Origin of the sequence: Brevibacterium gallinarum, assembly GCF_014836885.1 — a bacterium.
Lineage (GTDB): Bacteria > Actinomycetota > Actinomycetes > Actinomycetales > Brevibacteriaceae > Brevibacterium > Brevibacterium gallinarum.
The window spans coordinates 25,290-51,089 of record NZ_JACSPY010000015.1 but is presented as its reverse complement, the minus strand read 5'-3'; the positions used below and the strand labels follow the sequence as shown (position 1 = coordinate 51,089).

At 65.6% G+C, this 25,800-nt stretch carries 19 protein-coding genes, 1 tRNA gene and 1 riboswitch; of the genes, 10 read left to right on the top strand and 10 right to left on the bottom strand.

What is annotated here, in order from left to right; translation table 11 throughout:
* Positions 1-54 precede the first annotated feature (54 nt).
* From pdxH to H9634_RS12350, 6 genes are all read left to right on the top strand, one after another.
* Positions 55-753 (top strand): pyridoxamine 5'-phosphate oxidase, encoded by a 699-nt coding sequence (pdxH, locus tag H9634_RS12375; protein ID WP_191727002.1) that lies wholly within the window; start codon positions 55-57, stop codon positions 751-753.
* Positions 754-897: 144 nt separating this feature from the next.
* Positions 898-2,364 carry an aldehyde dehydrogenase family protein gene (locus H9634_RS12370; RefSeq protein WP_191727000.1) on the top strand — a complete coding sequence of 489 codons (1,467 nt, stop codon included), beginning with the start codon at positions 898-900 and terminating at the stop codon, positions 2,362-2,364.
* 233 nt (positions 2,365-2,597) lie between these two features.
* Positions 2,598-3,284, top strand: a complete 687-nt coding sequence (locus H9634_RS12365) for a metal-dependent transcriptional regulator (RefSeq protein WP_191726998.1) — start codon at positions 2,598-2,600, stop codon at positions 3,282-3,284.
* 257 nt (positions 3,285-3,541) lie between these two features.
* A riboswitch (cyclic di-AMP (ydaO/yuaA leader) is annotated at positions 3,542-3,690 on the top strand.
* Position 3,691: 1 nt separating this feature from the next.
* A complete protein-coding gene (locus tag H9634_RS14945; protein WP_191726996.1) occupies positions 3,692-4,486 on the top strand; it encodes a C40 family peptidase in 795 nt (264 codons plus the stop codon).
* A gap of 408 nt (positions 4,487-4,894) precedes the next feature.
* The gene (locus H9634_RS12355; RefSeq protein WP_191726994.1) at positions 4,895-5,098 is read left to right on the top strand and encodes a hypothetical protein; all 204 of its coding nucleotides are present in this window, start codon (positions 4,895-4,897) and stop codon (positions 5,096-5,098) included.
* Positions 5,095-5,598, top strand: a complete 504-nt coding sequence (locus H9634_RS12350; protein ID WP_191726992.1) for an HNH endonuclease — start codon at positions 5,095-5,097, stop codon at positions 5,596-5,598. Before H9634_RS12355 ends, H9634_RS12350 begins: the two co-directional genes overlap by 4 nt.
* A 204-nt stretch (positions 5,599-5,802) precedes the next feature.
* Here the strand turns inward: H9634_RS12350 and H9634_RS12345 are convergent, their stop codons facing one another.
* The gene (locus H9634_RS12345; RefSeq protein WP_165883596.1) at positions 5,803-6,069 is read right to left on the bottom strand and encodes a GlsB/YeaQ/YmgE family stress response membrane protein; all 267 of its coding nucleotides are present in this window, start codon (positions 6,067-6,069) and stop codon (positions 5,803-5,805) included.
* A 425-nt stretch (positions 6,070-6,494) separates the two neighbouring features.
* Between H9634_RS12345 and H9634_RS12340 the strand changes: the two genes are divergently transcribed.
* Both H9634_RS12340 and ppk2 read left to right on the top strand, forming a co-directional pair.
* Positions 6,495-7,511, top strand: coding sequence for a universal stress protein (locus H9634_RS12340; protein ID WP_175293927.1), 1,017 nt, complete (start codon positions 6,495-6,497; stop codon positions 7,509-7,511).
* Positions 7,512-7,630: 119 nt separating this feature from the next.
* Positions 7,631-8,533: a polyphosphate kinase 2 gene (ppk2, locus tag H9634_RS12335; protein ID WP_191726990.1), complete on the top strand. Its 903-nt coding sequence runs from the start codon at positions 7,631-7,633 to the stop codon at positions 8,531-8,533.
* Positions 8,534-8,626: 93 nt separating this feature from the next.
* On the opposite strand, the gene H9634_RS12330 is transcribed toward ppk2, so the two are convergent.
* The 6 genes from H9634_RS12330 to H9634_RS12305 all read right to left on the bottom strand — a co-directional run bounded on the left by H9634_RS12330 (position 8,627) and on the right by H9634_RS12305 (position 16,469).
* Entirely contained in the window at positions 8,627-9,079 is a 453-nt protein-coding gene (locus tag H9634_RS12330) for a DUF805 domain-containing protein (protein ID WP_175293929.1), read from the bottom strand.
* A 283-nt stretch (positions 9,080-9,362) separates the two neighbouring features.
* Positions 9,363-10,664 carry an ISL3 family transposase gene (locus tag H9634_RS12325; protein WP_191726988.1) on the bottom strand — a complete coding sequence of 434 codons (1,302 nt, stop codon included), beginning with the start codon at positions 10,662-10,664 and terminating at the stop codon, positions 9,363-9,365.
* A 341-nt stretch (positions 10,665-11,005) separates the two neighbouring features.
* On the bottom strand, positions 11,006-13,042 hold the full coding sequence (gene drt3b, locus H9634_RS12320) for an antiviral reverse transcriptase Drt3b (protein WP_318245107.1): 2,037 nt from the start codon (positions 13,040-13,042) through the stop codon (positions 11,006-11,008).
* A gap of 8 nt (positions 13,043-13,050) precedes the next feature.
* Positions 13,051-14,415, bottom strand: coding sequence for an antiviral reverse transcriptase Drt3a (gene drt3a / locus H9634_RS12315; RefSeq protein ID WP_263598812.1), 1,365 nt, complete (start codon positions 14,413-14,415; stop codon positions 13,051-13,053).
* A 921-nt stretch (positions 14,416-15,336) separates the two neighbouring features.
* Entirely contained in the window at positions 15,337-16,074 is a 738-nt protein-coding gene (locus H9634_RS12310) for a hypothetical protein (RefSeq protein WP_191726982.1), read from the bottom strand.
* Between the two features lie 322 nt (positions 16,075-16,396).
* Positions 16,397-16,469 (bottom strand) — tRNA-Arg (locus H9634_RS12305).
* A 132-nt stretch (positions 16,470-16,601) separates the two neighbouring features.
* Between H9634_RS12305 and H9634_RS12300 the strand changes: the two genes are divergently transcribed.
* Together H9634_RS12300 and H9634_RS12295 are read left to right on the top strand one after the other, a co-directional pair.
* On the top strand, positions 16,602-21,266 hold the full coding sequence (locus H9634_RS12300; RefSeq protein ID WP_191726980.1) for a DUF4011 domain-containing protein: 4,665 nt from the start codon (positions 16,602-16,604) through the stop codon (positions 21,264-21,266).
* Positions 21,267-21,270: 4 nt separating this feature from the next.
* Entirely contained in the window at positions 21,271-21,579 is a 309-nt protein-coding gene (locus H9634_RS12295; RefSeq protein ID WP_191726978.1) for a hypothetical protein, read from the top strand.
* Here the strand turns inward: H9634_RS12295 and H9634_RS12290 are convergent.
* Genes H9634_RS12290 through H9634_RS12280 form a run of 3 tightly spaced genes read right to left on the bottom strand, consistent with a single transcriptional unit; the run spans position 21,553 to position 25,715 of the window.
* On the bottom strand, positions 21,553-22,152 hold the full coding sequence (locus H9634_RS12290) for a LysE/ArgO family amino acid transporter (protein ID WP_191726976.1): 600 nt from the start codon (positions 22,150-22,152) through the stop codon (positions 21,553-21,555). The two genes, H9634_RS12295 and H9634_RS12290, sit on opposite strands and share 27 nt — an antisense overlap.
* Entirely contained in the window at positions 22,153-24,006 is a 1,854-nt protein-coding gene (locus H9634_RS12285) for an ABC transporter ATP-binding protein (protein WP_191726974.1), read from the bottom strand.
* The gene (locus H9634_RS12280; protein ID WP_191726972.1) at positions 24,003-25,715 is read right to left on the bottom strand and encodes an ABC transporter ATP-binding protein/permease; all 1,713 of its coding nucleotides are present in this window, start codon (positions 25,713-25,715) and stop codon (positions 24,003-24,005) included. Before H9634_RS12280 ends, H9634_RS12285 begins: the two co-directional genes overlap by 4 nt.
* Between the last annotated feature and the right edge of the window lie 85 nt (positions 25,716-25,800).

The window sequence follows — 25,800 nt, the reverse complement described above, 5'->3', positions numbered from 1 at the left end:
TCTACGACCCGCGCGTGAGAAGCCGGGGACGGGGTCGCGGAGTAGGCTTGGGCCATGACTTCCGAGACCCCCGAGACGCAGGCCGCAGGGCGCGAGGCGATCGCCGACCTGGCCCGCCAGCGCGTCGAATACGGCAGCGACCATCTCGACGAGGTCGCAGCCGACCCGCACACCCAGTTCCGCACGTGGTTCGCCGAGGCCGAAGACGCCGTGACCGAACCGAACGCGATGCTGCTGGCCACCGCCGATGCCTCCGGCCCGGCCGCCCGCATCGTGCTGCTCAAGGGCTTCGATGCGGCAGGTTTCACCTTCTTCACCAACTACGACTCGGCCAAGGGACGCCAGATCGCCGCCCAGCCGATCGTCGCGCTCACCTTCCCGTGGCTGGAGCTCCAGCGGCAGGTGCGCGTGCGCGGGATCGCCGAGCCGATCCCGGCAGCTGATTCCGACGCCTACTTCGCTGTGCGCCCGCGCGGGGCGCAGATCGGGGCGGTCGCCAGCCGGCAGTCGGCGCCGGTCGCCAGCCACGAGGCGATGCAGCAGGCCTACGATGACGCCGCCGCGAAGTACGACGGCACCGAGGTGGCCCGTCCGGTGAACTGGGGCGGATATCGGGTGAAGGCGTTCGAGATCGAGTTCTGGCAGGGCCGGCAGAACCGCTTCCATGACCGCTTCGTCTACATGAGCACCGGCGGCCAGCCCGCCGACCTCGCCACCGCAGCCGCCTGGTCGATCACCCGCCTCAACCCGTAAGCCGGCCACCGCCTCGGCGCCGGTTGACAGAGCCCGCCGGGCCGCTGGGCGAACCGGTGCGTGACGCCGCTCACGCGGGGGATAGGATGAGCGCGACGGCCGCAGCGACCGCGGCCACGTGAGCGAATCAGAGAGGATGCTGCCATGACCCAGAGCCAGCCGGCCGCCTACGGTCCCGACGAGCTGTTCGACAACCTCATCGCCGGTGAGTGGGTCCCATCGGAGGACCGCAGCCGCAACGTCAACCCCTCGGACACCTCCGATGTCCTCGGCCAGTTCGCCCGCGCCGATGCCGCCACCGTCGAACGCGCCATCGCCGCAGCCAAGGAAGCCGCCGAGACCTGGGCGCACAGCCCCATCCAGCAGCGCTTCGACATCCTCGACACCGCCGGCACGCTCATCAAGGAGCGCGCCGACCAGCTCGGCGAGCTGCTCGCCCGCGAAGAGGGCAAGCAGCTCAAGGAGGCCACCGCCGAGGTGCTGCGCGCCTCCCAGCTGTTCAAGTTCTTCGCCGGTGAGACCCTGCGCAACACCGGTGAGATCGTCGACTCCGTCCGCCCCGGTCTGCGGGTCGAGATGATCCACGAGCCCGTCGGCGTCGTCGGCATCATCACCCCATGGAACTTCCCGATCGCCATCCCGGCCTGGAAGATCGCCCCAGCACTCGCCTACGGCAACACGATCGTCTTCAAGCCCGCCGAGATCGTCCCGGCCAGCGCGCATGCGCTCGTGTGCATCCTGCGTGAGGCCGGCCTGCCCGACGGCGTGCTCAACCTCGTCATGGGCCCCGGCCGGGTGGTCGGGGACGCGATCTCGACCAGCCGCGACGTCGACGCGGTCACGTTCACCGGGTCCGTCGGCGTGGGCGCCGGCGTCATCGCCAACGCCTCGGCGGCAGGGTCGAAGGTGCAGTGCGAGATGGGCGGGAAGAACCCGCTCATCGTCCTCGGCGACGCCGACCTCGACGCCGCTGCCGATGCCGCGATCAACGGCGCCTTCTTCTCCACCGGACAGCGCTGCACCGCCTCCAGCCGCCTCATCGTCACCGCGGATGTCCACGATGAGTTCGTGACCAAGCTCAAGGAGCGCATGGACGGCCTCACCGTCGGCGACGCGCGTGCCGACTCGACCGTCATCGGCCCCGTCGTCTCCGACACCCAGCTCAAGCAGGACGAGGAGTACATCGCCCTGGCCGAACAGGAGGGCGGCACCGTCTACGGCGGCAAGCGCGTCGAAGCCGACACCGACGGCTACTTCCTCGCCCCGGCGTTGGTGACTGGGACGACCGAGGACATGACGATCAACAAAGAGGAGGTCTTCGGACCCGTCGCCAGCGTCATCAAGGTCGCCGACTACGACGAGGGCCTCGCGGTGGCCAACCGCACGAGCTTCGGCCTGTCCTCCGGCATCTTCACCGGCTCCCTCACACACGCCGAGCACTTCAAGCGCCACTCCCAGGCCGGCATGGTGATGGTCAACGCCCCGACCGCCGGCGTCGACTACCACACGTCCTTCGGCGGGCGGAAGGGTTCCAGCTACGGCCCGCGCGAACAGGGCCGGGCGGCACGCGAGTTCTTCACCCTGCACAAGACCATCTACGTCAACCCCTGAACGCGACCTGACGGCTGTGACTCAGCAGGCGCCTCGGGCCCGGTCCCGAGGCGCCGCTGAAGTTCCAGCTCGCGCCCACCAGCGTGCGTGCTCGAGCCGGGGCCGCAACGGATGCGCTCGGGATGATTTTTCACCCCACACGGCGTAAACTGGAACAGTTCCAGATAAAAGTCGCTGGGGTCGTCTGCCCCGGGATAGACTGGTGGCAGCCGGAAAGGAAATGGACCAAGCTCGTGAATGATCTCATCGATACCACCGAGATGTACCTCAAGGCCATCGTCGAACTTGAGGAACAGGGCGTGGTGCCGCTGCGCGCTCGCATCGCCGAGCGCCTCGACCACTCCGGTCCCACAGTCTCGCAGACCGTTGCCCGGATGGAGCGCGACGGCCTGCTCGTCGTCGGCTCCGACCGCCACCTCATCCTCACTCCCGAAGGCCGCGACCTGGCCACCTCGGTGATGCGCAAGCACCGGCTGGCCGAGAGGCTGCTCGCCGATGTCATCGGCCTGGACTGGGAGCTCGTCCACGACGAGGCCTGCCGCTGGGAGCACGTCATGAGCGACCAGGTCGAGGAGAAGCTCGTCGGCCTGCTGGAGAACCACACCACCAGCCCCTACGGCAACCCGGTGCCCAGTCGCGAATCCCTCGGCGAGGCACCCAAACCCAGCGCTGACATCGTCGCCCTGTCTGAGGCATGTCCCGGTGACCGGCGGTGCACGGTGACGATCGCATGGATCGCCGAGCCGCTGCAGACCGATCACATGCTGCTGAGCCAGCTCAAGCAGACCGGCATCCTGCCCGGCGTCACCGTCGACTGCGAGCCGGCCGGCGACTACCTCACGCTGCGCGCTCCCGATGTCGAGGATGTCCTCGATCTGCCGATCGAGACCGCCGCGCACATCTTCGTCACACAGGCGTGACAGACGCCCGCCGGACGGGCGCCGCAAGGGTTGAGATCACGGAAGCGCCGCAGCGATTGCGGCGCTTCCGTAACATTTTCTTGAAGAAATTTTATGGCCTCTGACCTGGGAGGATGTCTGCAAGGTCACGGCGCTGTTCACATCCTCGTGACAATAATGTGACATTCGGCCGCAACATCGGTTACTGTTGCTATCGCGGGTTGAGACAGCCCGCTTCTGCAATGAGGATCCGAGTGCCGCACTCAGCGCAGAAGACAAACCCAAAAGGACCGTTGCGGCAGCGGGGGAACCACCTTCGCTTCAGCGGCCGGCAGGCCGCGAAGCTCGGGGCTAAGTTCCAGACCGGAACCGGGCAACTCCAGCTCGAGCCCGACAGCTCACCCCGTAGGTAATGGAGGAGAACTTTCGTGGCAGTTAAGACGCGTGGTCGCCGCCGGGCAGATGCTCCGGTCAAGACCCCACTCACTGAACTCACCGACGTCCTCGCCGCCAATTCCGGCGCAGTCGGACGTCGCGCGGCCGTCGTCGCCGCCGCCGGCGGCCTGATGGCAGCAGTCGCACTCCCGACCGCCAACTCGGCAGCTGAAGCCGATGGCAAGGTCGTCGCACAGGACTCCGAGGTCGATCAGGCCCCCGAGTTCGTCAACCAGGCCAGCGTCACCGCTCCCGATGCCGAGGATGGCAGCGACGCGCTGGAGACCTCGACCGCCAACATCGAGACCGGATCGGCCAAGGCCGCTCCGAGCCCGGAGCCCACTCAGACCAGCACGCCGACGCAGACCCGCGACTCGGGTGCCGCCTCGCGCAACTCGGACCGCTCCTCGAAGAGCTCCGACGACGTCAAGATGCCCAACGGCTCGAAGGCCCAGCAGGTCATCGGCCTGGCCAAGCAGTACACCGGCATCCCCTACAAGTGGGGCGGCACGACCACTGCCGGATTCGACTGCTCGGGATTCACCTCGTTCATCTACGGCAAGGTCGGCGTCAACCTGCCCCGCACCTCGGGTGCGCAGAAGGGTGCCGGCACCGTCGTGTCGAAGTCCGAAGCCAAGCCCGGCGACCTCATCTGGGCTCCCGGCCACGTCGGCATCTACGCCGGCAACGGCATGATGTACGACGCGCCCAGCAGTGGCAAGACCACCGGTTACCACTCCGCTGACTGGATGATGAAGAAGGGCGCCGTCTTCGTCCGCGTCCTCTGATCCTTTCGCCGCGCCCAGCGCCACGCGCTGACGAGCCGGCTCTCACACCGCACGCCCGCGAGCTGCCATGGTCCTGGCAGCCTGCGGGCGTGCGGTGTCTGTGCATGTAGCGGCACGCCCAGACCGCCTCACGGCCAGCCGGTCTCAGGCTCCCGCCCCTGTTGGCTCTCGCTCCACCGGCTCCCACCCCCACGGCCGGCGCGCCAGTATCCCCGCCCGGGCGGCGAACCGCTGGTGAATCCCGGTGAACAGCTGCCGTCTATTCGGCAACCCTGCGCCCACTGTGTGCGCGTCGGAGGCGAAAACGTCCGTGCTGCGCTACTCTAGTGCGCAGTGATATGGACCACGACCACCTCGGCGGCGGCCCGCTGCCGGGAACGGCAGGTGAGCACAGAAGGGAGACGGGCTATGACGACAGCGCAGACCGCGCCTGTGCCGAGCCTGCTTCCCGAGCGCTCCGACGCCGTGGATGTCTTCGACATCGTCGATTCCATAGCCGAGTCCATAGTCGACTCGATACCCGCCGTGCCTGCACGGCAGATCTCCCAGTTCCAAGGCGTTGCACGAATGTGCAGCGCCTTGTGTGTTCTCAGCAGAGGAGCGAGCCTGTGAAGACCCTGGTGCTCAATGCCGGTTACGAGCCGATGTCGATCGTGTCGTTCAGACGCGCCATCATCCTCGTCCTGGCGGGAAAGGCGACCGTGCTTGCCGCAGACTCATGCGTGCAGGTGCGCAGTGAGACACTGTCGCTCGAACAGCCCTCGGTCATCCTGCTGACACGCTACGTCCGCCCGCCCAGCAGCGCCTCGGTGACGCTTTCGCGCAGGGGAGTGCTCCGCCGCGACGACGCGACGTGCGCGTACTGCCGCGGTCACGCCAATACGGTCGACCATGTGCTGCCCCGCTCTCGAGGCGGCGGCAACACCTGGCAGAATCTCGTTGCCTGCTGCCGGGCGTGCAATAACGAGAAGGGCGACCGGACTCCGGAGGAGATGGGCTGGTCCCTGCCGTTCACTCCCGGTCCGCCGCGCATTGGCCGGTTCTGGTTGCGTGAACTCGATAACCCCGCCGAACAGTGGCGGCCGTTCCTGTCCTACGCCACTGCCGCCTGAGGACGCTGACACGGGCTTTCCGCGTTGAGTGCACTATCGAGTGAGCTCGATGTTGCACTCAACGCACATTCGGTGTGTCTGCGGCGTCCAACGGCCTGATGCGGGCCGCGCGCGAAAGCAGGAAGCCGCCCATGAATGCCGACAGGCGGCCTGCCCCGAAGGGCAGACCGCCTGTCCGCTGTGTCTCAGGCTAGAGTGCTGAGATCAGTCGCGACGGGTGCGTCCGGAGATGAATCCCCAGATGATGAGCACGATCAGCGAGCCGCCGATGGCCAGCAGCCAGGATCCGATGTCGAAGAACGCGTCGACGCCCTTGCCGAACAGAACGCTGCCGAGCCAGCCACCGAGCAGAGCACCGATGACACCGCAGATGAGCGCGCCGAGCCAGCCGCCACCCTGACGACCCGGGAGGATCGCCTTGGCGATGGCACCGGCGATGAGGCCGAGAAGAAGAAATGCGAGGAAGCCCATTGTTGGTCCTTTCGATTCGCGGAATCTGCGCCTCCGCCGGGGAACCGGCCGAGGCTGGATCCTGAGTGGATCCTGCACTTACTCCATGATCCTATCAAGCTCCCTTGAGGATGAGGGGCTGATGAAGTTGAAACTTATATGGGTGTGATCACATGCGTGACAGAGCAATTGAACGCATATGCACCCAGAGCCGGAGCGTCAATCGGCATATCGGCGACAATGGGTGTATTGTTCGCGCATTCCGGCGAGCTCACTGGCGAAGCGCGGCATCTGTGTGAAACCTGAGCGCGGCACCGCGCTCCGGGAGTGTCGAACCCTGTGTCGACCATATCCCGAGAAGGGGCTGATCGGAGAGTGCCCGCAGGCGGTCGTCGGCCTGGCTGAGGCGGTAGTGTGGAGATCACAATCCTCTGTAAGGAGTTACCGTGACCGAAGACGCGAACACCCAGAACCCGTCCACTCCCGATGTCGCCGACCCGGAAGCGATTCTCGTCGGCATCGACGGCTCGAAAGCCAGCCGCAACGCGTTGCGCTGGGCGATCGGCGAAGCGAAGGCACTGGGCCGCTCGATTCGCCTCGTCGGCGCCTACACGATCCCCAGCGTCACCGCTGCCACGATCGACGTCTCCTATGTCCCGATCGACGACACCGCGATCCGCGCCTCGGTGACGGCGACCCTCAAGGAAGCCGCCGCCGAGGTCAAGGCCGCCGACATCCCCGTCGAGGCCGTCATCGAGATCGGCGACGCCGCCGGTGTCCTCGTCGAGGAGTCGAAGGCCGCCTCGCTGGCCGTCGTCGGCTCCCGCGGCCGCGGCGGGTTCGCCGGCCGGCTGCTCGGCACCGTCTCCTCGGCGCTGCCAGCCCACTCCGCCTGCCCGACCGTCGTCATCCCCGTGGGCTGGACCCCGGACGGGGAGCGCACACCCAAGCAGACCGCCTCACGGCCGATTCGCCACTACGAGCACGGCGTCATCGACACCGACTCGGAGATGGAGACCGTGCCCGGCATGGACTTCTCCAACTCCGTCGTCGTCGGCGTCGACTCCCTCGGCAAGGACTCACCGGCCCTGTGGGAAGCCGCCTCCCTGGCAGCCCAGCGCGGCACCCCGCTGCACGTCGTCGGCGTGACGATCACCGCCGTCGTCGGCCCGGAATGGCTGCCGAGCACCGGTGATATGCGCCGCTTCATCGACGAGAGCTCCGGGGCCCTCATCGACGCCCGCGACGCACTCAAGGAGAAGCACCCGGACCTCACGGTGCGCTGGACGCTGTTCGACGGGCAGCCAGCCGAGGTGCTTGTGCGCGCCTCCGACACCGCTGATGTCCTCGTCATCGGCTCCCGCGGCCGCGGCGGATTCGCCGGCCTGCTGCTGGGCTCGACCTCACAGTCGGTGCTGCCCTACGCCAAGTGCCCGACGATGGTCGTGCGGGTCTCCCGCTGATCACCGGCGGTGCCGGCCGGCACCGCCATCGCAACAGCTCCGCCGCCGGCCCTGCATCAGCGGGACCGGCGGCACCGGAACACCAGTCGAATACCAGCTGCCGAACAGAAGGTGGACCAGTGCATCTGTCACAGCGCGAGAATCTCCGCGAATACATCGATCGACTCAACACCGAGGGCTACACCGTCGCTGATGGCCACAACCCCGACCCCGACCTCATCGACCCGATGGGCAAGGCCGTCGAAACCTGGCGCGAAGGCTATCCGTACGACGAGCGGATGAGCCGCGAGGAGTACGAACTGGAGAAGTACCGCCTCCAGGTCGAACTGCTGAAGTTCCAGTACTGGAGCCAGGACCACGACCTGCGCCATGTCATCGTCTTCGAAGGCCGCGACGCCGCCGGCAAGGGTGGGACGATCAAGCGCTTCACCGAGCACCTGAATCCCCGCGCCGCCCGCGTCGTCGCACTGAACAAGCCCTCCGACCGCGAGCAGGGCCAGTGGTACTTCCAGCGCTACGTCCAGCACCTGCCCACCCACGGCGAGATCGTGATGTTCGACCGCTCGTGGTACAACCGCGGCAACGTCGAGCGCGTCATGGGCTTCTGCACCGATGAGCAGTACGAGGAGTTCATGGTGCAGGCGCCGATGTTCGAGAAGATGCTCATCGACTCCGGCATCCACATCACGAAGTTCTGGTTCTCCGTCACCCAGTCCGAGCAGCGCACCCGCTTCGCCATCCGCCAGATCGACCCGGTCCGGCAGTGGAAGCTCTCACCGATGGACCTGGAGTCCCTCGACCGCTGGGAGGACTACACGAAGGCGAAGGAGGAGACCTTCCGGCGCACCGACACCGACCACGCGCCGTGGATCACCATAAAATCCAACGACAAGAAGCGCGCCCGCCTCAACGCCATGCGCTTCTACCTCAACCAGTTCGACTACGCCGGCAAGGACTCCTCGGTCGTCTACGCCGCTGACCCGAAGATCGTCCGCCGCGGCCGCGACGCCGTCGACGACTGAACCCACGCCTCGGGCCCGGCCCGAGCAGGCGACAGCGGCCGCATCGATCGATGCGGCCGCTGCTGTTGTCTGCTCAAGCGTGGCTGAGCTGTGTCACACGGTGGTCTCGTAGCGGGTGTTCTGCACAGTCGGCAGGAACCCGAGGACGATCGAGGCGATCCAGCCGAGGCCCGGGATGAGGATGAGCAGGCCGAACCAGCCGGAGTAGTTGGCGTCGTGCATGCGGCGGAAGCTCAGCGCCAGCTGCGGAACCATGAGCGCGAGCGACAGCAGCGACAGCGGCATCGTCGCCAGGTTCCCGAAACCGGAGAAGACGCCGGTGTTGAACGCCCCGGAGAGCAGTTCGGCCGGGCCGAGGATGATCGACTGGAGGATGCTGATGGCGATATTGGCCAGGACGAGGCCGAGGAGGCCCCACCAGTATTCGCTGCGGCTGGAGCGGCCGACGAACACGAGGGCCTTGCGGAAGAGGCGGACGATCGCGACGGAGAAGTCGGCGCCGTAGATCGGGGACTGCATGCCCGGAGGGGCCTGGAATGCTGACATCGGGGGTTCTTTCACGTGCAGGACGGAGAGCTGTCGCTCCCACTGTAGTCCAACCGCCGGCCAAGAACGGCCGGGCGATCCCCACTGTTCACCGGGTCGTTACCGAACGCCCCGCGCCCGAGGCGGTGGCCGGCCTAAATCGGTAGCTTGAAACAGTGCTGACTCGGTTAGTCAGAGTAGGCAAAATGGCAGTTCGTGAGCACTCAGAACGAATCTTCACTGTAGCTTAAAGAAGTCAAGTAAGGGGTAGCGTGAGCTGCCCAGCAAAAGTGGCTCTTCGCAATCAAGGGTGTAGTGCGGGTCTGAACCCGCCGGCTTCGAGTAACGACCGGGCGATGTAGTGGGTCAGGTTTCGAAATCCCAGGGCACTGCCTCGGAGGTGTTCGAGGCGCCCGTTGATCGCTTCTGTGGGTCCGTTGCTGCTGCCGGGCCGGTCGAAGTAGGCAAGGATGTCGGCTGCTCGTCGTTTCAGGGTCCGGCCGAGCTTGCGGATCTCGGTCAACGCTGTGGGGACGCCATTGGTGATGTCATCGATCAGCCGCTTGAGGAGCTTCTTGCCGGTGGTCTTGTCGGGGTGTCGGTAGGCGATCAACATCCGCTGGTAGATGCCCCAGGTCGCCTCAACCTCGACATGCTGGGTGTCGGCGAACAGCTTCATGAGGCGTTCACGTTGTCGGTCGGTGAGGAGTTCTTCCCCGGTGTGGAGGGTGCGGCGGGCCCCGTAGAGCGGGTCACCGCGACGGCCGCGGTGTCCGAGCGTTGCCTGCTGGACACGACGGCGACAGTCGTCGAGCGCGTCACCGGCGAGGCGGACGACGTGGAAGGGATCCATCACCGCGGTCGCGTCGGGCAGTTCCTCGCTGGTGGCGGTCTTGAACCCGGTGAACCCGTCCATCGCGACAACCTCCACGCCATCGCGCCACGCCTTCGGGCGCGCGGCGAGCCATGTCTTGAACGCGTGTTTGGAGCGCCCTTCGACCATGTCCAGCAGCCGTGCGGGCCCCGTTCCCGTGCGGATTGGGGTGAGGTCGATGATCACGGTGACGTACCGGTCCCCATGGCGGGTGTGGCGCCACACGTGCTCATCGACACCAATCACCGCGACGCCGTCGAACCTGCTCGGGTTGTTGATCAGGACCCGGCGTCCCTCGTCGAGGATCGCGGTGTTCGCGGTATGCCAGGCCACGCCTAACCCGGCGGCGGCACGGCTCACGGTGAGGTGATCGATCACGAGTGCTTCCAACGCCCACCTGACCCCACGGCGCGACAGCTTCGCCCTCGCATCCGCAGCACGAGTGAGGTCTTCGCGCCACGACCGGCCGCACTCGTCGCACTTGTATCGACGCACCCTGACGACGAGTGTCGTGGGCCGGTGCCCGAAGGGTTCATGCGCGAGCCTGCGGGTGACGGTTCCCCGCGAGCGGGCCTGGCAGCCACATCCCCGGCACCACGGGTCCCGATCAGCGACACGGCACTCCAGCCATGCCCGCTTCGCGGTGATCTTCTGGCCGGTCACAGTCAACCCGAGTTCGTCCAGACGGCAGAAGACAGTCAGGTCAGGGCTCGCGAAAGTAGGATGGTGCACGTCGAGGTCGTCCGGATGGGCAGCGTAGGAACTCCCATCATCGGAGGGCCTCGACCCTCACGAGCGCATCGACGCGCCCACCCCACCTACACCCTCAACTGCGAAGAGCCGCAAAAGTCCCGGGACGTACACGTCAAGCTGCACATTGGCTCGAATGGGGGCTATGAAGGGACGGAGAGCGCGACGACGACAGAGTTGAGACTCACAGCTGGAGAGGCCAACAGACGAAACTTGAAAATCGGAAACGAAGAATTTGGTGAGGGGTTGGATGACGCTCCCCCCTCCGCGCCCGTGTGTGTCGGAGCTCGGAGGAGCTCCTACGATGCGCCATGGCAGCGTGATCAGTATACAGCTTGAGACGCCTTGAGCAACAGCCGGTCGAAATAGTCTTTATCGACATCCCATGCGAATAACGACGGGGTCCTACTGCTCGACCTAAGCTTCAGCACGTCCCGCCCGGAGAAGCCACACCCCATAGCGTCCGCGATCCGTTTAGCCGGGGCGCCTGGATAAGTGGGTAAGCTTAGAAGTAAGACGGCTCTGGATCCCTCCTCACGCTTGCTGCCGCGTCCGCGATCAATGAGTTTTCGAGCCTGGTCAAGGAGTTCTTCACGCAATTGACTAGGTGTGTTAGGAGTTCTGAACCGTCTGAGGAGAGTCAGCACTGCAAACGCGTCAAGATCGTCAACAGACATTTTGCGTTGACGCAGAATATCGCGTAGCGAATCCTCACTGATAGACGGATCGACTAGGAAAAGACAGTCGAGCAACGTTAAATTATGCGTGCCGAGTGCCGGTTCGTCACGCACGGCTGAAAGCTGAGAAATGAGTTCTTTACGAATCTCATCGCGAAACCTTATTTTCGCGACCGCGCTAATGTTGTTAATGGCGAGCTCGCGAAGTGAAGCTGCGATCAGTCGAGCGAGCTTGATGCTGTGTGAAACTGAAGGCGCAGAAGAGTAGATGAAAAATCCAACCCGAACAGACTCAGTCAGGTAGCGCACCAAATCGAGTTGAGCTTTGCTATATTGCCTATGTGCAACTTGAGAAACGTCCTTTAGATATTCCCTGAATCGGCGAACAGTCCGATCACGCCTTTGTTGCAGCTCGTACAAAAATGAGTTGGCTAGATCAGAGTGGTCTAGTCCTGTATCCAAAATAATTGACTTATAATCAAGGATGGCACGTTGAGCGTAAAAATAGAGGGAATTACTCGCAGATTCCTCGGATGCAAAGTCAATGCGCGTCCGAAGTTTCAGCGATTCCCTGATGCGAACTTTTGCAATCGACATAATCGAGTCAAGAGGTGTATCGAAATGCCGTTGTTTTAGTTCGTTGAGGTGGAGCTTAAACGCGGCGAGGCATTCGGAAAGTACCTCCTCGACGAGGGTGGAATGTCTCGCATCCGCGAGGAAAACAAAGTAGTCGTCAACATAGCGCATCACTACATAATCTTTACCTAAGATCAAGTTGTGCTTAGAAAGCTTTTGTTCGACGCGTATATCGACCTCCTGAAGGATAATCTCTGCAAAGATGCGCGAGACTTCTGGCCCGATGATGACGCCGCTTGTTTCGGCGTAGTTTAAATATTGCATAAGGCGATCGAATTTGCCGCCAAAGGTGGATATTGTTTTATTCCGGAAGGCCTTGCTCGATTTTTCGCCGTTACATACCCATGAAATAGTATGCGTATAAATACTGTCGAAGCACTTCGATACGTCCACTTTCATTAAATGGGTGAATTTGCGCTCACACGCGTGGAAGTCGTTGGACGCGAAGAACCGGTTTATGTTATTGTAGCGATGGTAGCTGAAGTACGACGATACGTATGCATATTCGAGATCGGATTGTTCAGATCCATAAGATTCACGATCGTACACCCCGTCGAATATTGAACGCCTACGTTTCTGCAACCGTGCGACCCGGTGCGGGTGCCGAATTGAAAAGTTGCTCCGACTGGTATAATAGAGAATGGAATCGCGGTGTTGGTGGATGAACTCGGCGATCAGGAGCATTGAGTGTGGGTGAGGCACTGAGAGTTCTCTTGACTTGCCATTATTTCTGCGTGTTCGGAATTTGTACGGATGTCTAAGATCGCAGTTACTACCGCCACCGCTAGCGAGGTTGAATACTTGGTAGTCTCCATCCGTGACGCCTTTACCAATTTGAATTGGATCAAAGATTAAGTCGAGCCAGCGCTTCTCGCCTGGCCCTAACCGTGATCTACGAACCCTGAATTCGTTTTTCTTGACCCATTCGAATCGTAGGAGGCGTAGGAACGTATAGAAGCGTGCGGTGCTAAAAGGGACCGGCACCTCGTAAGGCAACACTTCGGAAGTTAGTGGGCGCAGCGAATCCCGTTTGGCTCTGCGGTACATCTCGTCACCTACCAGATTTTGACAATTTTCTCGATGCTTTTCGGCGATAGCCTCAAGAACGTGCGCTCGGAAAACATATCAACAAATGAGATCGCCTTAAGGCGCTTATGCAACTTTTGGGTCATTTTTGAACGGTGCAATATCACGAGTGTTCTCAGTAGCTTGTCAAGCTCTTTCAGCTCTTCCGCTTCTCTGTCCAGGCTGCTATTGGAGAAGTACAGACCGATCGCCACATTTGCTTTGGAATTGAGGAGTTTTGTATTACCGGCGAGATATCGTACGCGGTTCAATAGCAATCCATTGTGACCGTGGTTGGGGTGGATCTGTGACGGTTTTGATTCTAGCCAAGCCTTAAAAGCTATTTTGAGTCGGTTTTCGCGACGTGCGCGTCTCTGCTGCGTTAGGCCGGTTGCTAGAGTATTGTTTGCGCGTTTAAATTGGTATCCGAGATAGTTCACAGTCGTCCCTGTTGGATAATTGCCGTGTTCGTCTGACACTATTTCGAGAGTTTTTCGCTTGTTTATTTGTAGGCCTTTGTCGGCTAGTTCTGTTTTGATGTGTTGCTTGAGTGTCGTGAGGATCGACTCGTCTTCTAGAACCATTATAAGATCGTCAACGTAGCGTGCGTAAAAAATCACGCCTGGACGAGACTTGATGCTAATGTCAAAATCGGTCAGATAGCTTTCAGCGAGGTGCGAACTTAGACCCACGCCGCGAGGCAGTCCAGATGCTGAGTTAGTTAGCTGGTTATATTCGTCAAGAAGGGTCGTGACGATTGAATAGCTCAGGCTATCTAGTCCTGCCTGTGTGATAATTGTTTTGAGGTTGTCGTGTGGGATTGACTCAAAAAAGTTCTTTATGTCAGTTTTTAATATCGCATGCGGGTACGGCCGTTCTAGCGCACTTTGGAGCGCTCTGATTATACTATTTCGGCTCTGGTGGTCAACATGTGAGAGGTGGTGCAGTTGCTTCCCGGCTTCTTTCGCCGGGAAAGTGATGCTGAGGTCACGGGAAATTTTGTATGTTTGTTTTCCTTTAACGACTGAGCCTCGTGCAAGTTGAAGTTCGAAGCTGTCTTCCTCGACGTGTTTATCGAACTTTGAGAGAGCTGTCTGTAGCGCATCCTCTACCGCTTCGTCACGCGCTTTGCGCAGTTTGCCGCGATCTTCGCGGTAGGTTTCGCGTAGCTGGGCCCTTGCCGTTGAACCTGTTGGATAGCGAGGCACGTCACGGAGGTACTGCTTCCTCCGGTTACTGAGCTGCCTGGTCGCTCTCCTGACGCCTCTGTCCTGCCTGCTTAGGTCGTTGCCTCGGCGGTTGTCACTTTCGGCGAGCCGGACGAAGCTCTGAAGTGTGTACGGTGGCGTGGTCATGCGTCGTAAGGCCTTCGTTGGATCTTGTCGGTGTGGGATGGAGTCTATCGGTAGTTCCGCTCCGCGTCTTGACCTCGTCCGCTTGTGCCTGAGTCCATCCTCGAGTGCTCGCCGGAAGTCCCTGGACCGGTAACAAGCCCCGGTGTCTGTCATCACTGCATCCACGCTCACACCGATCCCGGTGGAGAACGCCCCGGCACGAGTCCAAAACCCGGCCGCGGTGTTCTTTTTCTCATCATCAAGGATCTCGGAGTAGATCAGCCGGGAGCAGTCATGGACGGCGTGATGCAGGTGCCGATACCAACGCGACGAAGGCTGCCCGGCACGGGCATCCTTGCCCCGTGAGGAGTGGACCTTCGGCCCTAGCCCGATCCGCGGCCATAACCCGCCACTCACCACCGTCAAGGATGCGGCCGAGCTTCTTGTAAGCTATATGCACCGCTCGCCAGGCTGCTCGACTTCGTAGCGACATCGCGCGGGTCGGCGGATCGGCGGATCGGCCGACCGGGGGCGTGATCGATGCACTCCAGCCTGTGCATCCGGTGGCGGGCCAGCAACCGCCCGACGGTCGAGCGTGGCATGTGCAGGCGGTAGCCGTCACGGTGTGGCCCCATCGACGGTTGAACCGCAGCGCGATGATACCTCGCTTGGTATGTGCGCTGAGCCTGTTCGGGCTGTGGTGCGGGCGGCTCGAGCGGTCAGGCAGGCCGGTCCCTGTGTGGTGCCGACTCATCCGGCGTGACACCGTTGCCAGGGACACCTGGAAGCAATCAGCAACATGTCATTGGTGTCAGCCGCGATCGATAACAAGGGAGACGAGCCGGCGCCTACGCTCGACGGTCATCGGGGCGTTACGGTGAGTCAGGGAAGACCTCCGGTCCAGGGCGTGTGTCGTTACCCGCCTCAGTGGCCCGGGCGCTGTCAGTCGCTGAGGCCCTGCGTCCCGGTGGTGCGGGGGCCAGGGTTGCGCAGGTGCAGGAACACGAAGTAGGCGATCACTAAGACCAGCGCGGTGATCGACAGCTGCTCACCGGCGCTCTCCGCCCAGTTGGCCAGGTAGCGGGCACGCGTCGACCAGCCCCACTGGCGAGAAGCCGGACCGATGCCGTCGAAGATCGCGGCGAAGAAGGCGAGGGAGGCCAGGGGTGGGACGAGGAACCAGACGATGCGCCGCGGCTGCGGGGCAGACCGGCGGAAGGCGATGATGAGCCAGGCCAGCAGTCCCGAGCCGATGATCGCCCAGAACAGCAGCTCGCCGAAGTCCTGCCCGCGCAGGTTCCACATCGCCGGGAAGCCCAGGTTCCAGGCGATCGCCCCGCCGATCTCCTCATGAAGGCGCAGGGAATCGTCGGCGGCGATGAAGAAGAGGATGCAGCCGGCGACCAGCAGCACTGGTGCTGCGTGCAGCCGTCGCCAGAGCCAGATGAGCGCGATGCCGCCGGCGACGGCTTTCACATAGCCCCAGATCTCCAGCAGGCTGCCGTCGGGATCGCCCTCCCACAGAGGGTGGGCGAAGGTCGGGAAGATTCCCCGCGTGATGTGGAGACGGTGGAGCATGTCGGCCAGCAGGAAGAGAGCATCGACTGCCAGCAGGGCCAGGCCGAGCCACACCAGTCGCCTCGTGATGCTGGGCAACGTCGTGTCTCTGCCTGCTGGCACGGGTGGAGCTCCTTCATGCTGATGGGCACGCAAACGCGCTCTCACGCTCGGCGCCGTGGACGGGCCGGCCAGGGCAGCCGGCGGCGGAACGCATACATATATGCACTATGTGTGCATGTCTGGAGCACGTGGGGGAGCGACATCTCCGGCGCTTCCGCGGCCTCGGCGTCAGCCTTGCCCGTTCAGAGCGCCGGGGAGCGGCCAGGTCGGCCCATCTGGAACAGGCCAGGTCGCATAGCACGACGGTTCGGGCTGCTCCATGTCTGCTCCACGAGCCGGGCACCTCGCGTCGGCGCATTCATGCTTGGGCTGGTGAGCGGTGCGCCCCCGGCAGGATTCGAACCTGCGACACCCGCTTTAGGAGAGCGGTGCTCTATCCCCTGAGCTACGGGGGCTCGATGCCCGTGTCACCGGCCTGCATGCAGGCGGCGGATGGGCAACCAGCCCAGTGTACCAGCGGCGTGGAAAATTCCTCCTCCCCGGTGCGCCAGCGCGCGAATCCGCTGGCTAATGGTTAGGCTCGATGTGTGTCATCAACCGAACATGCATCGAAGTCCACAGTCGGCGAGGCCTTTGCCGCGTGGAAGGCTCGCGCTGCCAAGATCGGCGGACGCGACACCATGCTGCAGTATCGGGACTCCCGCGACGGCTCCATCGAACTGACCGGCGCCCACCCCTCCGGCCTGGCACAGCTGCTGGCCGGCAGGCCCACCCGGCTCTCGAGCCTCATCCGGGATCATGACCAGCTCTCCGACGCCCGCCGCCGGGCCCGCTCGATTCGCCAGAAGGCCGACCAGCTCGCCAGCGAACGCGGCATCAACACCGCCCATCTGGCCATCGGCTTCGCCACCTGGAGTGAGGACAGCGACTCCGGTGCCCGCCTCGACTACGCCGCACCGGTGATGCTGCGCCACGTGCGGCTCGTCCCGCGCGGCTCCCGGGTCGAGGACTACGAGATCGTCCTCGATGAGAGCATCACCATCAACCCCGCACTCGTCGACTTCCTGCACCGCGAACATGACATCGCCATCGACGTCGACGAATGGGTCGCCTCCACCGGTTACAGCCACGGATTCGATCCCAACCCGGTCTTCGAGCGGCTGCGCGAGGTTGCCCGCGGCGTACCCGGCCTCCTCGTCAACCAGCGGCTCATCGTCTCCACGTTCGCCAACATCGTCTCCCCCTACACCGGTGAGGAGCTGCCCGAGGCGCACCCGATCCTCAGGGCGCTCGCCGGCCAGACCGATGCGCTGCCCGAACCGACCGCACAGGCGGCAGCCGATGCCGAGGCGGCCGCCGCCTCGGGCCCGGTGCCGCTGCCGGATCGCAAACCGCAGGAGGAGTTCCTCGCCATCGACGTCGACGGGGACCAGCAGGCCGTCGTCGACGCCGCCGTGGCCGGCCAGTCGCTCGTCGTCGACACCCCGCCGGGAACCGGGGCCACCCAGCTGGCCACCGCGATCGCCACGACCCTGGCCCACACCGGGCGCAGCGTGCTCTACGTCGCACAGAACTCCGATGCCCTCGATGACTTCGCCACGCGGATGGAGGTCGCCGGCCTGCCGGATCTGGCGATCGACGGCCGCGACTCCGCCCGCGACATCCACCGCCAGCTCATCCGCCTCATCGCCCAGGCCGAGAAGGCCGAACGCCCCGATCTGGGCACCCTGCTGCAGCGGCTGAACGAACAGCGCGACACCCTGTCCCAGCACGCCGAGTCCCTGCACCGGATCCGCCAGCCGTGGGGAGTGTCGGTCTACCAGACGATGCAGCACCTCGCCAGGCTGACCGCCCAGCAGCCCGGTCCCACCACCGGGGTTCGGTTCGGCGACGACATCATGGCTGCCGAACCCGGCCACCGCGCCCGGCTGCGCGAGAAGCTGCTGAAGCTCTCGACACTCGGCGCGTTCACCCTCGAAGTCGAGGACACCGTGTGGTTCGGCGCCCGCTTCAACTCCGATGCCGACGCCGAGGCCGCCCGCAGTGTCGCCGAACGGGTCGCAGCGAAGATCCCGCAGCTGACGCAGCTGTGCGAACCGGTGCTGCGCGACGCCGGCCTCAACCCCGAACGCACCGTCGCCGGCTGGGGACAGGCGCTCTCAGTGCTGCTGGGCGTGCGCCGCACCCTCGACAAGTTCTCACCCGATGTCTACGAGCACAACCTCAGCGAGCTCATCGCCGCGACCGGCTCGAACGAGTACCGCGCCGAGCACGACAACCCGATGGGCATGATGGAGCGCCGCCGCCTGAAGAAGGCCGCCCGTGAGTTCCTGCGCCCCGGCGCCCATGTCGATGACCTGCACACCGCACTCATCAACGCGCGCGACGAACGTGCCGCCCTCAAGGACCTGGCCGGCGGAGGCACCCGGCTCAAGGTGCCGCGCGGGCTGCTTGACGCCGACGAGAAGTACCAGGAGGTCCAGGCCGACCTCGACAAGCTCTCACCGGTGATGGCCGACACCCCCGACGGCGGCGACCTCGACGGGATGCTCGTGGAGGAGCTCCACGCCCGCCTGCAGGCGATGGGCGAGGACAAGGAGGCGCTGGCCGACCTGCCGGCGCGCACCCACCTCGACGCCGAGCTGCGCCAAGCCGGGCTCGGCGAGCTTATCGACGACCTGCGCTCCCGCCGCGCGGCCCACGAACTCGTCGGCGAGGAGTTCGACCTCGCCTACTGGGCGACCGTGCTGCAGCGCCTGGCCGCTGAGGATCCGCAGATCGGCCAGCACGACTCCGAGGCGATGCACCGCACCGCCGCCGACTTCCGCATCTGCGACCGCCAGTACGTCGCTGCCGGCGCTCAGCGCCTGCAGTGGTCGCACGCCCAGGGCTGGAAGCACGCGATCGGCGAACACAGCCAGCAGGCCCAGGCGCTGCGTGCAGCCCTGCGCTCGCGCCAGTTCCACGTCGAACCGCTGAGCCTCACTGCTCCCGACGTGCTCGGCGCGCTCGCCCCGGTCTGGCTCATGAGCCCGTTCGACGTGCCGCAGTACTTCGCCGACCTGCCGATGTTCGACACCGTCATCCTCGCCGATGCCGGCCGGATGTCCGTACCTGAGGTGCTGCCGGCGATCGCCCGCGGCAAGCAGATCATCGCGATGGGCGACGACCGGCTGCTCGGGCCGCGCGACTTCAGCGTCGCCGTCGACCGGCGCACCGTGCCCAACGGCTCCGGCACCCCGAGCGTGCTCGCTGAGCTGCGCGAGTTCCTGCCCGTGCGCCGCCTGCACACCAGCTACCGGCTCTCCCCGGCAGGCCTGCTCGGGCTTGTGAACGAGCAGTTCTACGACGGCACCATCACCGGTCTGCCGAGCGCCCACACGAACGAGGGCACCGGCTTGGAGTTCGCGTATGTGCCCGATGCCTTCGGCTCCCCGGACACCGCCACCGGCCAGGTCGAGAGCCTCGACGCCGAAGTGCAGCGGGTCGTGGACCTCGTGCTCAAGCACGCCCGCACCAACGCCCGCCAGTCGCTGGCCGTCATCACCCTCACCCCGTGGCACGCCAAGCGCGTGGCCGCCGGCATTCAGCAGGCGATCCGCCAATACCCGTATGTCGCCTCTTTCTTCTCGGACGGGTCGAAGGAGCCCTTCGTCGTCACCGACTGCAAGCAGATCCAGGGGATGGCCCGCGACGCCGTCATCTTCTCCCTCGGCTACGGCCGCACCCGCCAGGGCCGGGTCATCTACAACTTCGGCGCCCTGTCCGAACCTGACGGTGAGAAGCTGCTGGCCGCCGCTGTCACCCGCGCCCGCCGCAAGCTCACGCTCGTCTCCTGCTTCGAGGCCGACGACTTCGATCCCGCCCGGCTGCGCCACGGTGCCGCCGTGCTGCCGGACCTGCTGGCAGCTGTGGCTGCCGGCGGGCTGAGCCCGCAGGCAGACGCCGCGCCCGAGGCGGAGGGCACCTCATCTGCCGGCGGTGAGGCTTCCGAGACGACCGGTGACGACGAGACCGACGATGCAGCCCACACGCAAGCGCAGCGAATCGGCAACGGTTCGACGGCTGCGAGCCGTGTCGCCGAGACGGACGGCGACACCTCGGAGGCGGAACCGGGAACCGCCGACGCCGAGGCAGGCGATGCCGAGGCGGCACCCGTTGAGGATGCCGGTGTCGAGCTGGCGATCTACAACGACGTCGCCCCTGTCATCGATGACCTGGCCGAGCGCCTCATCCGCATGGGCGTCGAACCCCACGCCGGATACGCCGGCATCGACCTGGCTGTCGCCGTCTCCGCTGCGGGGGATGAGGGCATGGCCGTCGCCGTCGAGTCCGACGGCGCCTCCTATGTCAGCCGGAAGAGCATCCGCGAACGCGAACGTCTGCGGCCTGAGAACCTGGCCCGCCACGGCTGGCGGAGCCTGCGCGTGTGGACGACCGATGCGTTCGTCGATCCGCAGCGCGAAGCCGAGCGGATCTTCGAAGTCTGGAAGGACACTGTTGAGGAGCTCTCCCCGCAGGCAGTGCTCAATGCCGCCCGCGCGGCAGCCGTCGTCGTCGGCCGGCAGGGCAACCGCCCGCGCGTGACCCCGGGTCTGCCGGTCTACACCTACTCGGCTGAGGACCTCGATGCGATGCTCGACTGGATCCAGTCCGATGGTGTCTCGCGCACCGATGCCGGGCTGAAGGACCAGCTGCGCTCCGCGCTGGCTGTCAAGAGCCGCGCCCACCGCGTCGACAGTGTGCTCACCGAAGCCGTGCAGCGATTCCGCCGCCGCGCCAACGAACGCAAGTCCACCCATGCGGGCACGAGTCAGCGGGAAGAAGACGTCTTCGTCCCGGCCGCTGATGCCGGACCGGACCAGACGGCGGTCATGCCGCAGTACGACACCGGCAAGCTGCGCGAACAGGAGCTGCTCGACGCCGGGCTGATCGACAGCGACGAAGCAGACAGCTCCGCTGTGGCGGACGACAGCACCGGCAACAGCACTGCTGCAGACGAGACCGCTGCTGCACACGAGAGCACCGTTGCAGATGAGAGCACGGCAGGTGAGAACCCCACACCAGGTGCGAGCACCACGGCAGGTGAGCGCGAGGCTGAGTCAGCCGACTCATCCGGCGGCAGCACGGCAGCCGGACAGAAGTCGGCCGATACCTCGGCGGTGGAAGACTCCGTATCTCCGGCAGCAGTCGATGCCGGCGAGCCCGCCGGTGACGCAGACGCTGCCGGGGCTGACAACCGGAAGCCCTGAGACCGTGGCGAAGGATCCGCGGGTGCAGGCTGCGATCGAGGCCTACCGGCGCACCCTGCGCAACGAATCCGGGGATTCCGCCCCGGCCTCGGAGGCGAACAGCGACGAGCGGCTGCTGGCTGACAGGCCACCGCATTGGGCGACGAGATCCCGCCCAGTTCTCGCACCGGCATCACGCCCGAATCCACGCCGGTCCGACTCCGCCGCACGTCCAGCCGAAGATGTGTCCGAGCCCGGCGGTGAAGCAGCCGCCGGTGACGCAGACGAAGCGTCCGCTGATACCGGCTCAGGAGAGCACGAGACGGATCGCTAAGCCGAGGATGACAACGGCGATCGCGACGTCGATGGCCTGCCAGACGCGCGGTTTGGCCAGGACGGGTGCCAGCGCTCGGGATCCGAAGCCGATGACAAGGAACCAGCTGATCGAGGCGGCCATCGCCCCGAGCATGAACCACCACCGCCCGTCTGCACCCTGCTGATTGGCCAGATTGCCGACCATGACGACAGTGTCGAGGTAGACGCCGGGGTTGAGGAAGGTCAGCGCCAGAGTCGTGCGCACGATCTGCCTGCGGGTGCGCGGCTGTGCATCGGCGTTCAGTCCGGTGGCGTGCCAGGCGGAGCGCAGCGTGATGAGCGCGAACCACACAAGATAGGCAGCACCCAGCCACTTGAGGGCTGTCAGCAGCCAGGGCACCAGCAGTATGAGACCGCCGATGCCGATGGTGCCCAGGCCGATGAGCGCAACATCGGCGATGATGCAGATGGCCAGCACGACGCCGAGGTGTTCGCGGCGGATGCCCTGCCGGAGCACCAGAGCGTTCTGCGGGCCGACCGCGATGATGAGCGACCAGCCTGTCAGCGCGCCGGTGAGCAGGTGGAGAATCACTCAGGCATCGTAGGCCATGCGCGCCTCAAGCCGCTGGAACGGGCCGGTGTGTGAACGCAGCTGGCTGGCGGTGCCGGATTCGACGACCTTGCCGAGGTCGAGCACCCACACAGCAGCCGCATCGTCGATGAGGTCGGCCCGGTGGGTGATCTCGATGATCGTGAGGTTCTCGATCGACTGCAGCCGCTGCCGGACCTCGGCTGCGGTCTCGGCATCGAGCTGGCTGAGGCCCTCATCGATGATGAGCACCTGCGGGTTCGGCAGCAGTGCGCGGGCCAGGGACAGCCGCTGCAGCTGCCCACCGGAGATGCTCTGACCGCGTGCGCCGACCGGTTCCGCCAGCCGCTGGGTCCAGTCGGGCAGGCCGGCGAGTGTCAGCGCCTCTGCGATCTGCTCATCGGTGGCATCTGGGGCGGCCAGCGTGAGGTTCTCCCGCAGAGTCCCGCGCAGTGTTGTCGGTCGCTGTGGGGCCAGTGAGATGCGTGAGCGCAGCTCGGCAAGCGGCAGCTCGCGCACATCGGTGCCGGCCAGGCGCACCACACCGGATTCGGGATCCCAGCCGCGCAGCAGCAGCCCAGCCAGCGTGGATTTGCCGCTGCCGGAGACCCCGACGATATGCGTCCACGTCCCCGCCTCAGCGTGCAGTGTTACGCCGTCGAGTGCTCGCGGCCCGGCATTCGGGTCATAGCCGAAGGTGACGTCGTCGAACTCGACACCTGCAGCCGCATCGCTGAGAGAGGCCGCCGTACCGCTGGGCGAAGCAGCCGTACCGCTGCGCGAGGCCGCCGCTCTCGGATCGGGGGCAGCCTCAGATTCGGGTGCGTCACCGGTGGCAGCGGGAGCCGCGGCGGCCGTGCTGCTGGCGAAGTCGGTGATGGCAGGAGCGGCGTCCATGATCTCGCGGATGCGGGCGGTGGCGGCGAAGGCGTTGTCGAGACCGGTGATGTAGTCCTCGAACCCACGGGCGGGGCCGATGAGCCCGATGCCGACGGCCAGCGCTGTCATGATCGCAGCTGGTGAGGCACCCGTGCTGGCGCCGACGAGGAGGACGGCGATGAGCCCGCCGCCCTGCAGCAGTACCGAGAGGCCCGCCCGGGCCGCCTGGTTCGCACCGACCTGCGCGGCCGCTGTGGTGCGTGCGGCATCGACGCGCGCCAGGCCGTCGAGACGCTGTTCGGCGATGCCGAAGCCGAGGATCTCGCGCATCCCCTGCACATCGTCACTGAGGCGCTCGGCGATCTGTCCGCGCACACGCGCCACGGCGTTGGCGGAGTCGACGGCCCCGCGCCGGGTGAGCAGCGGCAGCGCCAGCAGCGCCGCGACAGTAAGCGTCAGCGTCAGCGCCAGCCGCGGATCCACGGCGACCGCCAGCCAGGTGAGCGCGCTTGCGGGCACCGCAACAGCCGAGACAGCCGGGGGCAGGGTGTGGGCGAAGAACACCTCGATCCGGTCGATGTCCGAGGTGGCCCGGCTCGTCAGCTCGGCCCCCGCACGGCCCTGCGTCGCAGCAGGCGCCTGCGGGATCAGCCGGGCGAAGAAGGCATCGCGCAGCCGCTGCAGCGAGGTGAAGGCGACATAGTGACCGGCGTAGTGCTCGGCGTAGCGCAGCAGCGCCTTGGCGATCGCCATGCCGGCCAGCGCGGCGACAGCGACCCCGATGCCGACGGACTGGCCGGACAGCTGCGGTCCTGCGGCACGGATGAGCAGCGAAGCGGCGACGACGAAGAGTGCGACCCCGAGCAGCTGGCCGAGCACCCGGGCGATGACCGCCAAACCGAGCGGGGCGAGCAGACCGCGGGTCTGGCCGATGAGCCAGCCGGTGAGCTCCCGGCGGCGGGCAGTCGCAGGCGTCATGACGGCACCTCCGCCATCAGCTGACGCAGGTCGATGACCCGGTCAGCCGAGAGCACCGCCAGCGGACGGTGGGCGATCGTGAGCACCGTGCGGCCGGCAGCCAGCCGGCGCAGGGCGTCAAGGATCGCCGCCTCACCGGACAGATCGACCTGGCTGGTCGGCTCGTCGAGGATGAGGATCGGGGCATCGCGCAGCGCAGCCCGGGCGATCGCCAGCCGCTGCGCCTGCCCGCCGGAGAGCAGCCGGCCGTGCTCACCGACCGGTGTCGCCAGGCCTGCCGGCATGCTGCGCACATCGGCGGCCAGTCCGGCCGTTTCCAGCGCCTCCCACAGCTGCTCCTCTGCGGCTTCGGGAGCGGCGATGCGCAGGTTGTCTTCGATCGTGCCGAGGAACAGGAAGGTCTGCTGTTCGACGACAGCCAGCTGATCGCGCACCGCCGCCGGCTGCGCTTTCTGCGTCTCAAGCCCGCTGACGGTGACCACACCGGAACGCGGCAGCAGGTGGGCCTGGAGGAGGGCGGCGATCGTCGACTTCCCGGCACCCGAGGGACCGATGAGCGCGACATGCTCACCGGGCGCGATGTCGAGGCTGAGCCCGGTGAACACCGGCGGCCCACCCGGCCAGCCCGCGGTGACCTCGCGGAGGCTAAGCGCAGCGCCGGCGGTCTCGACGTCCCCGCGGGGACGTTCGGCACCCGCGCCGGCTGCCACCTCGGGCGCGGTGCCGGCACGCAGGTGCTCGCTCAGACTGCGCTGGGCTGCCCGGCCGCTGATGCCGATGTAGAAGAACCGGCCGATGATGTCGACCGGGCCGATGACAAGCGTGGTCATGAGCAGGACCGCCAGCGCCCCGCCGAGGCTCAGCGTGCCGGCGGCCAGGCCCTGCAGCGCCAGGGCGGTCGCGGCGACGACGACGGTGAGGGAGAAGGCGGCATCGACGACGAAGATGAGCAGCTGGTTGCCGGCCAGCATCCGCATGATGCTCGACCGGTGCTGCTCGCCGCGGCGGGCCAGTTCAGCAGCGGTGCGCCCGGCAGCGCGCGCGTAGACGAGGGTGTCAAGGGCCTGGATCGCCTCGAGGAAGGCAGCGGTCAGCCGGCCCTGCGTCATCCGGTACGACCGGCCGATCGGGCGCACCGCCCGCCGGAACCCGGCGATGACGACCGGCACGATGAGCAGCAGCAGCGCGAGGAGCCCGGCGATCCGCCCGCTGACGGTCAGCGCCATGATCGCCAGCACGAGCAGCGGGGTGGTCAGCGCCCCGATCATCGGGCCGATGAACGCCGCCCGGTAGTTCGCGGTGCGCTGCACCCCGTCGGTCAGCAGCGACAGCAGGGACCCGGCGCGCGACTGCACGTCGACGGCACCGAGGCGGTAGAGGCTGCCGAGCGCCGCCGCGCGCAGCTGCTTCTCAGCATCCGAAGCAGCCCAGGCGGAGAACCCGGCACCGGCGGCTGCCCAGATCGCAGCTGCGGCTGCGATGAGGATGAGGGTGATGATCTCGACCGGCAGCAGGCGCTCACCGAAGCTGAGCACATCGAGGGCCGAACCGAGGCTGAAGAACAGGAACGCCGTCGCCGCCGCCTGCGCCCAGGCTGCGGCCGTCGACACCGCCAGCACCCAGCCGGGCACCGCCCGGCGCAGCTGCTCATGCAGCGGTGCCTCCGGTGCGCTGGACGCACCGGGGTGACCATGCGGATGCGCAGCCACGACAGCCTCCTGGCAGGGGACGGGAACCGGTATCGCAGACCATCATACGGAGTGGGACGGACACCGCCCCATCCAGCCGACTGGC